General features: G+C 64.8%; 11 protein-coding genes. All 11 read left to right on the forward strand.

The genetic code is table 11. From position 1 onward, the window contains the following. Nucleotides 1-39 precede the first annotated feature (39 nt). Nucleotides 40-675: an arylesterase gene (locus tag XH96_RS01880; protein WP_194393997.1), complete on the forward strand. Its 636-nt coding sequence runs from the start codon at nt 40-42 to the stop codon at nt 673-675. A gap of 174 nt (nt 676-849) precedes the next feature. Continuing rightward, nucleotides 850-1,386 (forward strand): RNA 2',3'-cyclic phosphodiesterase, encoded by a 537-nt coding sequence (gene thpR, locus XH96_RS01885; protein WP_194390810.1) that lies wholly within the window; start codon nt 850-852, stop codon nt 1,384-1,386. A gap of 180 nt (nt 1,387-1,566) precedes the next feature. Continuing rightward, nucleotides 1,567-2,754, forward strand: a complete 1,188-nt coding sequence (gene zapE, locus XH96_RS01890) for a cell division protein ZapE (RefSeq protein WP_194390811.1) — start codon at nt 1,567-1,569, stop codon at nt 2,752-2,754. A 245-nt stretch (nt 2,755-2,999) separates the two neighbouring features. Beyond that, nucleotides 3,000-3,968, forward strand: coding sequence for a malate dehydrogenase (gene mdh / locus XH96_RS01895; RefSeq protein WP_028177733.1), 969 nt, complete (start codon nt 3,000-3,002; stop codon nt 3,966-3,968). A 201-nt stretch (nt 3,969-4,169) separates the two neighbouring features. Then, nucleotides 4,170-5,366, forward strand: coding sequence for an ADP-forming succinate--CoA ligase subunit beta (gene sucC, locus XH96_RS01900; protein WP_194390812.1), 1,197 nt, complete (start codon nt 4,170-4,172; stop codon nt 5,364-5,366). A gap of 4 nt (nt 5,367-5,370) precedes the next feature. Beyond that, nucleotides 5,371-5,850 (forward strand): DUF1579 family protein, encoded by a 480-nt coding sequence (locus XH96_RS01905; protein WP_194390813.1) that lies wholly within the window; start codon nt 5,371-5,373, stop codon nt 5,848-5,850. Nucleotides 5,851-5,883: 33 nt separating this feature from the next. After that, complete coding sequence (gene sucD / locus XH96_RS01910; protein ID WP_194390814.1) at nt 5,884-6,768, forward strand: succinate--CoA ligase subunit alpha; 885 nt, start codon at nt 5,884-5,886, stop codon at nt 6,766-6,768. A gap of 137 nt (nt 6,769-6,905) precedes the next feature. Then, a complete protein-coding gene (locus XH96_RS01915) occupies nt 6,906-9,875 on the forward strand; it encodes a 2-oxoglutarate dehydrogenase E1 component (protein WP_194390815.1) in 2,970 nt (989 codons plus the stop codon). Between the two features lie 177 nt (nt 9,876-10,052). After that, nucleotides 10,053-11,300: a 2-oxoglutarate dehydrogenase complex dihydrolipoyllysine-residue succinyltransferase gene (gene odhB / locus XH96_RS01920; RefSeq protein WP_194390816.1), complete on the forward strand. Its 1,248-nt coding sequence runs from the start codon at nt 10,053-10,055 to the stop codon at nt 11,298-11,300. Between the two features lie 66 nt (nt 11,301-11,366). After that, complete coding sequence (locus tag XH96_RS01925) at nt 11,367-12,116, forward strand: SDR family oxidoreductase (RefSeq protein WP_194390817.1); 750 nt, start codon at nt 11,367-11,369, stop codon at nt 12,114-12,116. A gap of 58 nt (nt 12,117-12,174) precedes the next feature. Then, nucleotides 12,175-13,575 (forward strand): dihydrolipoyl dehydrogenase, encoded by a 1,401-nt coding sequence (gene lpdA, locus XH96_RS01930; protein ID WP_194390818.1) that lies wholly within the window; start codon nt 12,175-12,177, stop codon nt 13,573-13,575. The last annotated feature ends 27 nt before the right edge of the window (nt 13,576-13,602 follow it).

Here is a 13,602-nt window from a genome sequence, read left to right on the forward strand (position 1 = left end):
AACTTCGATAGCGCGGTCGAGGGGCGTTACGGATTGTTCATGCACATAGCCGTGTTGATGCTCGCTTTGATGACGATCGCACCCCCCGCCTGGGCAGAAGCCGCAAAGCCGATCAGGCTCGTCGTTCTCGGCGATTCCCTCAGCGCCGGCCTTGGCCTCCCGGCCCAGGAGGCGTTCCCCCAGAAGCTCAAAAAAGCGTTGCAGGCCAAAGGTATAGAGGTCGACATGATCAATGCCGGGGTGTCCGGCGACACCTCCTCCGGCGGCCGCGACCGGCTCGACTGGTCGGTGCCCGATGGAACCGATGGCGTCATCGTCGAGCTCGGCGCCAACGATGCGCTACGCGGCATCGATCCCGACCTGACGCGCGCCGCGCTGACCGACATCATCCAGCGGCTCAAGGCGCGCAAGATCGCGGTGATGCTCTGCGGCATGCTGGCGCCGCCGAATTACGGCGCCGACTATGCCGCGCGCTTCAATTCGATTTATCCGGATCTGGCGAAAAAATTCGACGTGCCGCTCTATCCGTTCTTCCTCGAAGGCGTTGCCGCCGACGCCAAGCTCAACCAGGCCGACGGCATCCATCCGACGGCTGAAGGCGTCGACATCATCGTCGGCAACATCATGCCCACCGTGGAGGCATTCATCGGCACGATCGCTGAGCAGCGGCGTTGAAAAGCAGGCAGCGCTAACCCTAATTCCCAGGGTTTTACCGGAGTAAGGCGAGCGATGCTTCGCAGAGTCACACAACTGCGATAGGAATCAGGGTACCGGTGATTCGTCGCCGGCTCTAATTTGGATATGGTCCTTGCCTCAAGGGCTGTACCCAAGCATCGGGAGTGCGAAACGATGCCGCGTTTGTTCACGGGTCTGGAGATTCCGGCCGAGATCGGCCAGTCGCTTTCCAACTTGAGGGGCGGCCTCCCCGGCGCCCGCTGGATCGATCCCGAAAATTATCACGTCACCTTGCGCTTCATCGGCGATATCGACGGCGCCTCCGCCAACGAGATCGCCTCCTTGCTGTTTCGCGTCGACCGCAAGCCGTTCGAGGTCAAGGTGCAGGGGCTCACGAGCTTCGGCGGCCGCAAGCCGCGCGCGGTGGTCGCCACCATCGCGCCGAGCAAGCCGCTGATGGAATTGCAGGCCGAGCTCGAACGCATGATGCAGCGGATCGGCCTTGATCCGGAAGGGCGCAAATACATCCCGCATGTGACGCTGGCGCGCCTGCACGACGCCTCCGACCGCGACGTCGCCGACTATCTGTCGCTGCGCGGCTACTTCCCGAGCAAGGCATTCATGGCCGAGCGCTTCGTGCTGTTCTCGTCGCGCGCATCGACGGGCGGCGGACCGTATGTGGTCGAGGACGCCTACGAGTTGTGTGCTTAGGGTTGCTCTCGTGCCCCGGCCGTAGAGCCGGGGCCCAGCGCTCCGCGATGAACGAAATAGTGGGTCCAGGCTCTGCGCAGCAGCGCAAGAGCGCTGCAGCGCGTCCGGGACACGAAACCGCATAGCCAGTCCACCAATTCACGGCTTGCAATTTCCGCCGGTCTCTGGCGGTAAAGGGCCATGCTCTCCACGCCCAGTTCCCCCTTCAGCGAAGCCTATCAGGCCCAGATCGCCTCCGGCGCGATCGAGCCTGATGCCGCGCAGGCCGAGGTCGCCGAGGCCTATGCGGCGCTGGACCTGCGGCTTGCGAATTACAGCCCCAGGCGGAAGCAGGGCCTGCTCAGCCGCCTGTTCGGCGGTGGTGACAGGGACGATGTGCCGCGCGGGCTCTACATCCATGGCGAGGTCGGCCGCGGCAAGACCATGCTGATGGATCTGTTCTTCCAGCACTCCGATGTCGAGCATAAGCGCCGCGCGCATTTCCACGAATTCATGGCCGACGTGCATGAGCGCATCTACGACTACCGCCAGAGCATCGCGCGCGGCGAGATCGCCGACGGCGACGTCATCGCGCTGACCGCGAATGCGATCTTCGAGGAGAGCTGGCTGCTCTGCTTCGACGAATTCCACGTCACCGACATCGCGGACGCGATGATCCTGGGACGCCTGTTCGCGAAACTGTTCGAGCTCGGCACCGTCGTGGTCGCGACCTCGAACGTCGCGCCCGACGATCTCTACAAAGGCGGCCTGAACCGGTCGCTGTTCCTGCCCTTCATCAAGCAGATCACCGACCACATGGACGTCGCGCGGCTCGATGCGCGCACCGACTTCCGGCTCGAAAAGCTCCAGGGCGTGCCGATGTGGCTGACGCCGGCCGACGGCGATGCGGACGCCGCGCTCGACCGCGCCTGGGCCAAGATGACCGGCAACGCCAAATGCAAGTCGCGCGACATCACCATCAAGGGCCGTACCTTGCACGTGCCGTGCTCGGCCCACGGCGTGGCGCGGTTCACCTTCGCCGATCTCTGCGAGAAGCCGCTCGGCGCATCGGATTACCTCAGGCTGGCGCACGACTATCACACCATCCTGGTCGACCATATTCCAGTGATGGACGTCTCCCAGCGCAACGCCGCCAAGCGTTTCATCACGCTGATCGACACGCTCTATGACAATGCGGTGAAGTTGATGGCCTCAGCCGACGCCAACCCGATCTCGCTTTACCTCGCCCATGACGGCGTTGAGGCCATGGAATTCAAGCGGACGGCCTCGCGTCTGATCGAGATGAGCTCGGAATCCTATCTGGCGCTGGCTCACGGCCGCAAGGATTCCACCGCCAGCGGCTCGACCAAGGGCCTGGTCGAGACTTAAGTCCTATCCCCGCCGTCATTCCGGGATGCGCCGACAGGCGCAGGCCCGGAATCCATTGCGCCACGAACTCTGCCGTCCGATGGATTCCGGGTTCGTGCTCCGCACGCCCCGGAATGACAGGGCTGCGTGCCCGTGGCCGCGCCGAGCCCGACAATTGGGCATTCGGCGACTTGAACGGGGGAGGCGAAAGGGATAACCACCCGTCTCAGTTTTCCCCTCCTTACGTGTCTAAAGGACAGGTTCACATGGCGCGCGACAAGATTGCTTTGATTGGCTCCGGTCAGATCGGCGGAACGCTGGCTCATCTCATCGGCCTGAAAGAGCTGGGCGACGTGGTGATGTTCGACATCGCCGAGGGCGTGCCGCAGGGCAAGGCGCTCGACATCGCGCAGTCCTCGCCGGTCGACGGCTTCGACGCGCACTACAGCGGCGCGAATTCCTACGAGGCGCTCGACAACGCCAAGGTCTGCATCGTGACCGCCGGCGTGCCGCGCAAGCCGGGCATGAGCCGCGACGACCTCCTCTCCATCAACCTCAAGGTCATGGAGCAGGTCGGCGCCGGCATCAAGAAGTACGCGCCCGACGCCTTCGTCATCTGCATCACCAACCCGCTCGACGCCATGGTCTGGGCGCTGCAGAAGGCCTCGGGCCTGCCGCACAAGAAGGTCGTCGGCATGGCCGGCGTGCTGGATTCGGCCCGTTTCCGCTACTTCCTGGCGGACGAGTTCAACGTCTCGGTCGAGGACGTCACCGCCTTCGTGCTCGGCGGCCATGGCGACACCATGGTGCCGCTGGTGAAGTACTCCACCGTCGCCGGCATCCCGCTGCCCGACCTCGTCAAGATGGGCTGGACCTCGCAGGCGCGCCTCGACGAGATCGTCGACCGCACCCGCAACGGCGGCGCCGAGATCGTCAACCTGCTCAAGACCGGCTCGGCCTTCTATGCCCCGGCCGCGTCCGCGATCGCGATGGCCGAGAGCTATCTGAAGGACAAGAAGCGCGTGCTGCCCTGCGCCGCCTATCTCAACGGCGAGTACAGCGTGAAGGACATGTATGTCGGCGTCCCCGTCGTGATCGGCTCCAAGGGCGTCGAGCGCGTGGTCGAGATCGAGCTCGCCGGCAAGGACCGCGAGGCCTTCGACAAGTCGGTCGGTGCCGTGCAGGGCCTGGTCGATGCCTGCAAGAAGATCGCCCCCGATCTTCTCGGCCGCTAAGCCGCAAGCAATACCCCGCCGAAGATCGAAACCCGGTCTTCGGCGGTTTCACTTCCGAAACCCGTGACCGGCGGGTTCCGGCGCAGTCCAGATCTCGAAGTCAAAGAATCCAGGTTGCGGTTCCTGTGGTATATGGTATGCCAGCCACAAGACTGAGGTGGGCCCATGAGGTCACCGCCCGCGGGTTCAGGGAGCGACCATATGAATATCCATGAATATCAGGCCAAAGCGCTGCTGGGCGAGTTCGGCGTGCCGATCTCCAAGGGCGTCCCGGTCCTCAAAGCCGCCGACGCTGAAGCTGCGGCCAAGGCGCTGCCTGGCCCGGTCTGGGTGGTGAAGAGCCAGATCCATGCCGGCGGCCGCGGCAAGGGCAAGTTCAAGGAAGCCTCTGCCGGCGACAAGGGCGGTGTCCGCATCGCCAAGTCGGCCGCAGAGGTCGCCGAATTCGCCAAGCAGATGCTGGGCGCGACGCTCGTGACAGTGCAGACCGGCCCGGCCGGCAAGCAGGTCAACCGCCTCTACGTCGAGGACGGCTCCGACATCGACAAGGAGTTCTACCTCTCGATCCTGGTCGACCGCGAAACCTCGCGCGTCTCGTTCGTCGTGTCGACCGAAGGCGGCGTCAACATCGAGGACGTCGCGCACAACACGCCCGAGAAGATCGTGACCTTCTCGGTCGATCCCGCCACCGGCATCATGGGCCATCACGGCCGCACCGTCGCCAACGCGCTGAAGCTCTCCGGCGATCTCGCCAAACAGGCCGAGAAGCTCACCGCGCAGCTCTACGCCGCCTTCGTCGCCAAGGACATGTCGATGCTGGAGATCAACCCGCTGGTGGTGACCAAGCAGGGCCAGCTCCGCGTGCTCGACGCCAAGGTGTCGTTCGACGACAACGCGCTGTTCCGTCACCCCGAGGTGCTCGCGCTGCGCGACGAGACCGAGGAAGACGCCAAGGAAATCGAGGCGTCCAAGTACGACCTCAACTACGTCACGCTCGACGGCAACATCGGCTGCATGGTCAACGGCGCAGGTCTTGCCATGGCGACGATGGACATCATCAAGCTCTACGGCATGGCGCCGGCCAACTTCCTCGACGTCGGCGGCAGCGCCAGCAAGGAGAAGGTCGCGGCCGCCTTCAAGATCATCACCGCCGATCCCAACGTGAAGGGCATCCTGGTCAACATCTTCGGCGGCATCATGAAGTGCGACGTGATCGCCGAGGGCGTCACGGCGGCGGTTCGTGAAGTCGGCCTCAACGTGCCGCTGGTGGTTCGCCTCGAAGGCACCAATGTCGAGCTCGGCAAGAAGATCATCGATGAATCCGGGCTGAACGTCGTTGCGGGCGACAATCTCGACGATTCCGCGCAGAAGATCGTGAAGGCCGTCAAGGGAGGCTAAGGCCATGACCCAGGACCATCTCGCCGCATCATCTCCGCTTCCCGAGCACGCGCGTCTCGCCGCGTTCGCCGGCGAATGGAATGGCGAAGAGGTGGTCTTCCCGTCGCGCTGGACGGAAGGCGGGCCGGCGACCTCTCGCGTCGCCGCCCGCATGGACCTCAACGGGTTCTACCTGATCCAGGATTCGGCTCAGATGCGCGACGGCAAGCAGGTCTTCGCCACTCACGGCATCTTCACCTACGATCGTGACGACCGGACCTACAAATTGTTCTGGTACGACTCGCTCGGCTACACGCCGCCCTCGCCCGCTTCGGGCGGGTGGGTCGGCAAGACCCTGACGCTGGTGCGCGGCTCGCTCCGCGGCAATGCGCGCCACGTCTACGAGATCATCGACGACGATTCCTATTCGTTGAAGATCCAGTTCTCGCCGGACGCGGAAGGCTGGGCCGACGTGCTCACCGGCGTCTACCGCCGCATCCACTGACCTCTCACTCGTTAGTTCGCGAAAGCAGACCTCATGTCCATCCTGATCGACAAGAACACCAAGGTCATCTGCCAGGGCTTCACCGGCAAGAACGGCACCTTCCATTCCGAGGCCGCGATCGCCTACGGCACCAAGATGGTCGGCGGTACTTCGCCCGGCAAAGGCGGCTCGACGCATCTGGGCCTGCCGGTGTTTGACACCGTACGCGAGGCGCGTGAGAAGACCGGTGCCGATGCCTCGGTGATCTACGTGCCGCCGCCGGGCGCGGCGGACGCGATCTGCGAAGCCATCGACGCCGAGATCCCGCTGATCGTCTGCATCACCGAGGGCATTCCTGTTCTCGACATGGTGCGGGTGAAGCGTTCGCTGGCCGGCTCCAAGTCGCGCCTGATCGGGCCGAACTGCCCCGGCGTCATGACCGCCGGCGAGTGCAAGATCGGCATCATGCCGGCCAACATCTTCAAGACCGGCTCGGTGGGCATCGTCTCCCGCTCGGGCACGCTGACCTATGAGGCCGTGTTCCAGACCTCCCAGGAAGGCCTCGGCCAGACCACCGCGGTCGGCATCGGCGGCGACCCGGTCAAGGGCACCGAGTTCATCGACGTGCTGGAGATGCTGCTCGCCGACCCCAAGACCGAATCGATCATCATGATCGGCGAGATCGGCGGTTCCGCCGAGGAGGACGCCGCCCAGTTCCTCAAGGACGAGGCCAAGCGCGGTCGCAAGAAGCCGATGGTCGGTTTCATCGCCGGTGTCACCGCCCCTCCCGGCCGCCGCATGGGGCATGCCGGCGCGATCATCTCGGGCGGCAAGGGCGATGCCGGTTCCAAGACCGATGCGATGAAATCGGCTGGGATTACAGTGTCCCCGTCGCCCGCCCGCCTCGGGCACACGCTTGCCGAAAAGTTGAAAGGCTAATTCACTCCTTCGTGCTTTTCCGGGCGAAGTTTCGCAGCAAATAGGGTAAAGGGTGCCTGTCGCGCCGAGCCTCTGCCGGGGAGCTCGGCGCCAGCGCCGTTTGTTATGCGCGAACCGAAATCGCCAGGAACTCCAGTATGTCTCGCCAGGACGCGAACGCAGCCTTTGCCTTGTCTTCCTTTTTGCAGGGCACCAACGCCACCTACATCGACGAAATCTACGCCCGCTACGAGAAGGACCCGTCCTCGGTCGATGCCGAGTGGCAGGAGTTCTTCAAAAGCCTCAACGACCAGCCCGCTGACGTCCGGAAGAACGCCCAGGGTCCGTCCTGGGAGCGCGCCAACTGGCCGCTGACTCCGAACGACGATTTGACCTCGGCGCTCGACGGCAACTGGGCCGAAGTCGAGAAGACGGTCGGTGCCAAGATCGCTGCCAGGGCGCAGGCCAAGGGAGGCGACAAGGGCGCCGATATCTCCTCCGCCGATCTGCTCCAGGCCACGCGCGACTCCGTCCGCGCCCTGATGCTGATCCGCTCCTACCGCATGCGCGGCCACTTCCATGCCAAGCTCGACCCGCTGGGCATCGAAGCGCCGCGCAACCGCGAAGAGCTCGATCCGCGCACCTATGGCTTCACCGAGGCCGACTACGATCGCAAGATCTTCCTCGATCACGTGCTCGGCCTCGAATACGGCAGCTTGCGCGAGATCACCGCGATCTGCGAGCGCACCTACTGTCAGACGCTCGGCGTCGAGTTCATGCATATCAGCAATGCCGCGCAGAAGGCCTGGATCCAGGAGCGCATCGAGGGACCCGACAAGGAAATCTCGTTCACCCGCGAAGGCCGCAGAGCCATCCTGATGAAGCTGATCGAAGCCGAAGGCTTCGAGAAGTTTTGCGACACCAAGTTCACCGGCACCAAGCGCTTCGGCCTCGATGGCGGCGAATCGCTGATCCCGGCACTGGAGCAGATCATCAAGCGCGGCGGCAATCTCGGCGTGAAGGAGATCGTGCTGGGCATGCCGCATCGCGGCCGCCTCAACGTGCTGACCCAGGTGATGGGCAAGGCACACCGCGCGCTGTTCCACGAATTCAAGGGCGGCTCGGCCAATCCCGACGCGGTGGAAGGCTCCGGCGACGTCAAATATCACCTCGGCGCCTCCTCGGACCGCGAGTTCGACGGCAACCGGATCCATCTGTCGCTGACCGCCAACCCCTCGCATCTCGAGATCGTCGATCCCGTCGTGCTCGGCAAGGTACGTGCGAAGCAGGACCAGCACGGCGATCCGCCGGACATGCGTATCTCCGTCATGCCGCTCCTGATGCATGGCGACGCCGCGTTCGCCGGACAGGGCGTGGTGGCGGAGTGCTTCGGCCTGTCGGACCTGAAGGGCTACCGTACCGGCGGCTCCGTGCACTTCATCGTCAACAACCAGATCGGCTTCACGACCTATCCGCGCTACTCGCGCTCCTCGCCCTATCCGTCCGATGTGGCGAAGATGATCGACGCGCCGATCTTCCACGTCAACGGCGACGATCCGGAGGCCGTCGTGTTCGCGGCCAAGGTCGCGACCGAATTCCGGCAGAAGTTCCACAAGCCTGTCGTCATCGACATGTGGTGCTACCGCCGCTACGGCCACAATGAGGGCGACGAGCCGGCGTTCACCCAGCCGGTGATGTACAAGCGGATCGCGGCCCATCCGTCGACCCTCACGCTGTACTCCAAGCGCCTGATCGCCGAAGGTGTGGTTACCGAGGGCGAGGTCGACAAGCTGAAGGCCGACTGGCGCGCCCGGCTCGATGCCGAGTTCGAGGCCGGCACCTCCTACAAGCCGAACAAGGCCGACTGGCTCGACGGCAAATGGGCGGGCTTCAAGATCGCCGACCAGGAAGAGGATGCGCGCCGCGGCGTCACCGGCGTCGACCTGCCAATCCTGAAAGACATCGGCCGCAAGATCACGAAGGTGCCGGACGGCTTCCGCGTCCACCGCACCATTCAGCGCTTCCTCGATAATCGCGCCAAGGCGATCGACAACGGCGTCGGCATCGACTGGGCGACCGGCGAGGCGCTGGCGTTCTGCTCGCTGCTCAACGAAAACCACCACGTTCGCCTGTCCGGACAGGATTCGGAACGCGGCACCTTCTCGCAGCGCCATTCGGTCCTGATCGACCAGGAGGACGAGAGCCGTTACACGCCGTTCAACCATCTCGGCCACGAGCAGGGCCATTACGAGGTCATCAACTCGCTGCTGTCGGAAGAAGCCGTGCTCGGCTTCGAATACGGCTATTCGCTCGCCGAGCCGAACACGCTGACGCTCTGGGAAGCCCAGTTCGGCGACTTCGCCAACGGTGCGCAGGTCGTGTTCGACCAGTTCATCTCCTCGGGCGAGCGCAAATGGCTGCGCATGTCCGGTCTCGTCTGCCTCCTGCCTCACGGCTATGAGGGCCAGGGGCCGGAGCACTCCTCGGCGCGCCTCGAGCGCTTCCTGCAGATGTGCGCGGAAGACAACATGCAGGTGGTCTATCCGACCACGCCGGCGAACTACTTCCATGCGTTGCGCCGCCAGCTCCATCGCGAGATCCGCAAGCCGCTGATCATGATGACGCCGAAGTCGCTGCTGCGTCACAAGCGGGCGGTGTCGCGTCTCGAAGAGCTGGCGAAGGGAACGACCTTCCACCGCATCCTGTACGATGACGCCCAGATGCTGCCGAGCGAGGCGATCAAGCTCGTTCCGGACGAGAAGATCCGCCGCATCGTGCTCTGCTCCGGCAAGGTCTATTACGACCTCTACGAGGAGCGCGAGAAGCGCGGCATCGACGACATCTACCTGATGCGCGTCGAGCAGCTCTATCCTGTGCCGCTGAAGGCGCTGGTCGCCGAGCTGTCGCGCTTCAAGAAGGCCGAAGTGGTGTGGTGCCAGGAAGAGCCCCGCAACATGGGTGCATGGCACTTCATCGAGCCCTATCTGGAATGGGTGCTGAACCAGGTGAACGGCGTGAGCCGGCGTCCGCGTTATGTCGGCCGCGCCGCTTCCGCCGCGACCGCCACGGGTCTGATGTCCAAGCATCAGGCGCAGCTGAAGGCGTTCCTGGACGAAGCACTGAGCTGAATTTCTTGAACTGCGTCATGCCCCGCCTCGTGCGCAAACGCGCACTGGAGCGGGGCATCCAACACGCCGTGGCGTCCGTGCAGAGTACGAACGTCCGGTTTGCTGGATGGCCTGCTTTTCGCAGGCGATGACACCCGCACTTATGACCGCATTGGCGATCTCCTTAAGGAAAAGACCATGACTGAAATTCGTGTGCCGACGCTCGGCGAATCCGTCACCGAGGCCACCATCGGCCGCTGGTTCAAGAAGGCCGGCGACCCGGTCGCCGTCGACGAGCCCCTGGTGGAGCTCGAGACCGACAAGGTCACCATCGAAGTGCCGGCGCCATCCGCGGGCACGCTGAGTGAGATCATCGCCGCCGATGGCGCGACCGTCGCCGTCGGTGCGCTGCTCGGCCAGATCACGGAAGGCGCTGCAGGTGCTGCCAAGCCCGCCGCCGCTCCCGCCAAGCCGGCCGCTGCTCCCGCCGCAGCCGCTGCGGCTCCGGCTGCTGCCGCCGCTGCGCCGAAGGCGCCGCCGGCCGATGCGCCGCTCGCCCCGTCCGTGCGCAAGCTGTCGGCCGAGACCGGCATCGACGCCTCGACCGTTCCGGGCTCCGGCAAGGACGGCCGCGTCACCAAGGGCGACATGCTGGCCGCGATCGAGCGCGCCGCCTCCGCGCCGACCCCGGTCAATCAGCCCGCCGCCGCCGTGCAGGTCCGCGCGCCGTCGCCGGCCGATGACGCCGCCCGCGAAGAGCGCGTCAAGATGACCCGCCTGCGCCAGACCATCGCGCGCCGCCTCAAGGACGTGCAGAACACCGCGGCCATGCTCACGACCTTCAACGAGGTCGACATGACCAACGTCATGGCATTGCGTGCGCACTACAAGGACGCGTTCGAGAAGAAGCACGGCGCCAAGCTCGGCTTCATGGGCTTCTTCACCAAGGCCGTCGTGCAGGCGCTGAAGGACATCCCGGCAGTCAACGCCGAGATCGACGGCACCGACCTGATCTACAAGAACTACTACCACATCGGCGTCGCCGTCGGCACCGACAAGGGCCTCGTCGTGCCCGTGGTGCGCGACTGCGACCACAAGTCGATCTCCGACATCGAGAAGAGCATCGCCGATTTCGGCCGCCGCGCCCGTGACGGCCAGCTCAAGATCGACGAAATGCAGGGCGGCACCTTCACCATCACCAATGGCGGCATCTACGGCTCGCTGATGTCGACCCCGATCCTGAACGCGCCGCAGTCCGGCATCCTCGGCATGCACAAGATCCAGGAGCGGCCGATGGTCGTCGGCGGCAAGATCGAGGTTCGCCCGATGATGTATCTGGCCCTGTCCTACGATCACCGCGTCATCGACGGCAAGGAAGCCGTCACCTTCCTGGTTCGCGTCAAGGAGAGCCTTGAAGATCCGGCGCGCCTGGTGCTCGATCTCTGATCCCTGTCGCTTTGCGAGCGCCGTCGCGATCAACGCGGCGGCGCGTGTCGAACCATGGAGGTGCGCATGACGGATAAAGTCGTTGTCATCACCGGCGGCAGCCGCGGCATCGGGCGGGCGACCGCGATTGCGACGGCCGCGCGCGGCTATCGCGTCGTGGTCGGCTATGCCAGCAACAAGAAGGCCGCCGACGAGGTGGTCGCGCAGATCGAGGCCGCCAACGGCAAGGCCATCGCGGTGAAATGCGATGTCGCCGAGGAAAGCGACATCCTTGCCCTGTTCAAGGAAGCTGACAAGCTGGGCACGCTTGGCGCGCTCGTCAACAACGGCGGCATTGTCGGCAAGAGCGGCGTGCGGGTCGACGAGATGTCGGCCGAGCGCATCCAGCGCGTGATGGCGGTCAACGTCACCGGCTCCATCCTCTGCGCGCGCGAAGCCATCAAGCGGATGTCGACCAGGCACGGCGGCGAGGGCGGCGTCATCGTCAACCTCTCGTCCGTTGCTGCCAGGCTCGGCGCACCCAACACCTATGTCGATTACGCCGCGTCCAAGGGCGCGGTGGATTCCTTCACCGTCGGCCTCGGCTACGAGGTCGCGGGCGAAGGCATCCGCGTTGCCGCCATCCGTCCCGGCCTGATCGACACCGAGATCCACGCCGCCGGCGGCGAGCCCGACCGCGCCCATCGTCTGGCCCATCTGGTGCCGATGAAGCGCGTCGGCACCGCCGAGGAAATCGCCAACGCCATCGTCTGGCTGATGTCGGACGAGGCCTCCTACGTCACCTCAGCCATTCTCGATGTGTCCGGCGGACGCTGACGCGCCGCGCGGACGCTGACACATCCTCATCACGCCAAACCTCACGGGACTTTCTCTCATGGCTACCTACGATCTCGTCGTCATCGGCACCGGACCGGGCGGTTACGTCTGCGCGGTGCGCGCAGCCCAGCTCGGCATGAAAGTCGCCGTGGTCGAAAAGAACGCCACGCTCGGCGGCACCTGCCTCAATGTCGGCTGCATGCCGTCCAAGGCGCTGCTGCACGCCTCCGAGATGTTCGAGGAAGCCGGCCATTCCTTCGCGAAAATGGGCGTGTCGGTCTCGTCGCCGAAGCTCGATCTGCCGGCGATGATGAACTTCAAGCAGCAGGGCATCGACGGCAACGTCAAGGGCGTCGAGTTCCTGATGAAGAAGAACAAGATCGACGTGCTCAAGGGCACCGGGAAGATCCTCGGCACCGGCAAGGTCGAAATCTCCGCCGACGGCAAGTCGCAGGTGGTCGAAACCAAGAACATCGTGATCGCCACCGGCTCGGACATCGCGCGCCTGAAGGGCATCGAGATCGACGAGAAGCGCATCGTGTCGTCCACCGGCGCGCTGTCGCTGGACAAGGTCCCCGGCAAGCTCCTGATCGTCGGCGCCGGCGTGATCGGCCTCGAGCTCGGCTCGGTCTGGCACCGCCTCGGTGCCGAAGTCGTCGTGGTCGAATTCCTCGATCGCATCCTGCCCGGCATGGACGGCGAGATCGCCAAGCAATTCCAGCGTATCCTCGAGAAGCAGGGCTTTGCGTTCAAGCTGGGGGCCAAGGTCACCGCGGTCGACACCTCGGGCAAGACGCTGAAGGCGACGATCGAGCCCGCCGCCGGCGGCGCTGCCGAGACGCTGGAAGCCGACGTCGTGCTGGTCTGCATCGGCCGCGTGCCCTACACCGACGGTCTTGGCCTGAAGGAAGCCGGCGTCGCGCTCGATCCGCGCGGCCGCGTGCAGATCGATCCGCATTTCGCCACCAGCCTCAAGGGCGTCTACGCCATCGGCGACGTCGTCGCGGGCCCGATGCTCGCGCACAAGGCCGAGGATGAAGGCGTTGCCGTCGCGGAGATCATCGCCGGCCAGGCCGGCCACGTGAACTACGATGTCATCCCGGGCGTCGTGTATACCACGCCGGAAGTGTCCTCCGTCGGCAAGACCGAGGAGGAGCTGAAGCAGGCGGGCATCGGTTACACCGTCGGAAAGTTTCCGTTCACCGCCAATGGCCGCTCCAAGGTCAACCAGACCACTGACGGCTTTGTGAAGATTCTCGCAGATGCGAAGACCGACCGCGTGCTCGGCGTGCACATTATCGGCCGCGAAGCCGGCGAAATGATCCATGAAGCCTGCGTTCTCATGGAATTCGGTGGCAGTGCGGAGGATCTCGCGCGCACCTGCCACGCCCATCCGACCCGCTCGGAGGCCGTCAAGGAAGCCGCGCTTGCGGTCGGCAAGCGGGCCATCCATATGTAGGCACGCGCCCCAGCACCGAATCGGGCG

This window comes from Bradyrhizobium sp. CCBAU 51765 (genome assembly GCF_015291725.1).
In the GTDB taxonomy this organism is placed as follows: Bacteria; Pseudomonadota; Alphaproteobacteria; order Rhizobiales; family Xanthobacteraceae; genus Bradyrhizobium; species Bradyrhizobium liaoningense.

Coding starts and splice junctions, on each gene's coding strand:
- XH96_RS01880 (WP_194393997.1), top strand. CDS start 40: ATGCACATAGCCGTGTTGATGCTCGCTTTGATGACGATCGCACCCCCC.
- thpR (WP_194390810.1), top strand. CDS start 850: ATGCCGCGTTTGTTCACGGGTCTGGAGATTCCGGCCGAGATCGGCCAG.
- zapE (WP_194390811.1), top strand. CDS start 1,567: ATGCTCTCCACGCCCAGTTCCCCCTTCAGCGAAGCCTATCAGGCCCAG.
- mdh (WP_028177733.1), top strand. CDS start 3,000: ATGGCGCGCGACAAGATTGCTTTGATTGGCTCCGGTCAGATCGGCGGA.
- sucC (WP_194390812.1), top strand. CDS start 4,170: ATGAATATCCATGAATATCAGGCCAAAGCGCTGCTGGGCGAGTTCGGC.
- XH96_RS01905 (WP_194390813.1), top strand. CDS start 5,371: ATGACCCAGGACCATCTCGCCGCATCATCTCCGCTTCCCGAGCACGCG.
- sucD (WP_194390814.1), top strand. CDS start 5,884: ATGTCCATCCTGATCGACAAGAACACCAAGGTCATCTGCCAGGGCTTC.
- XH96_RS01915 (WP_194390815.1), top strand. CDS start 6,906: ATGTCTCGCCAGGACGCGAACGCAGCCTTTGCCTTGTCTTCCTTTTTG.
- odhB (WP_194390816.1), top strand. CDS start 10,053: ATGACTGAAATTCGTGTGCCGACGCTCGGCGAATCCGTCACCGAGGCC.
- XH96_RS01925 (WP_194390817.1), top strand. CDS start 11,367: ATGACGGATAAAGTCGTTGTCATCACCGGCGGCAGCCGCGGCATCGGG.
- lpdA (WP_194390818.1), top strand. CDS start 12,175: ATGGCTACCTACGATCTCGTCGTCATCGGCACCGGACCGGGCGGTTAC.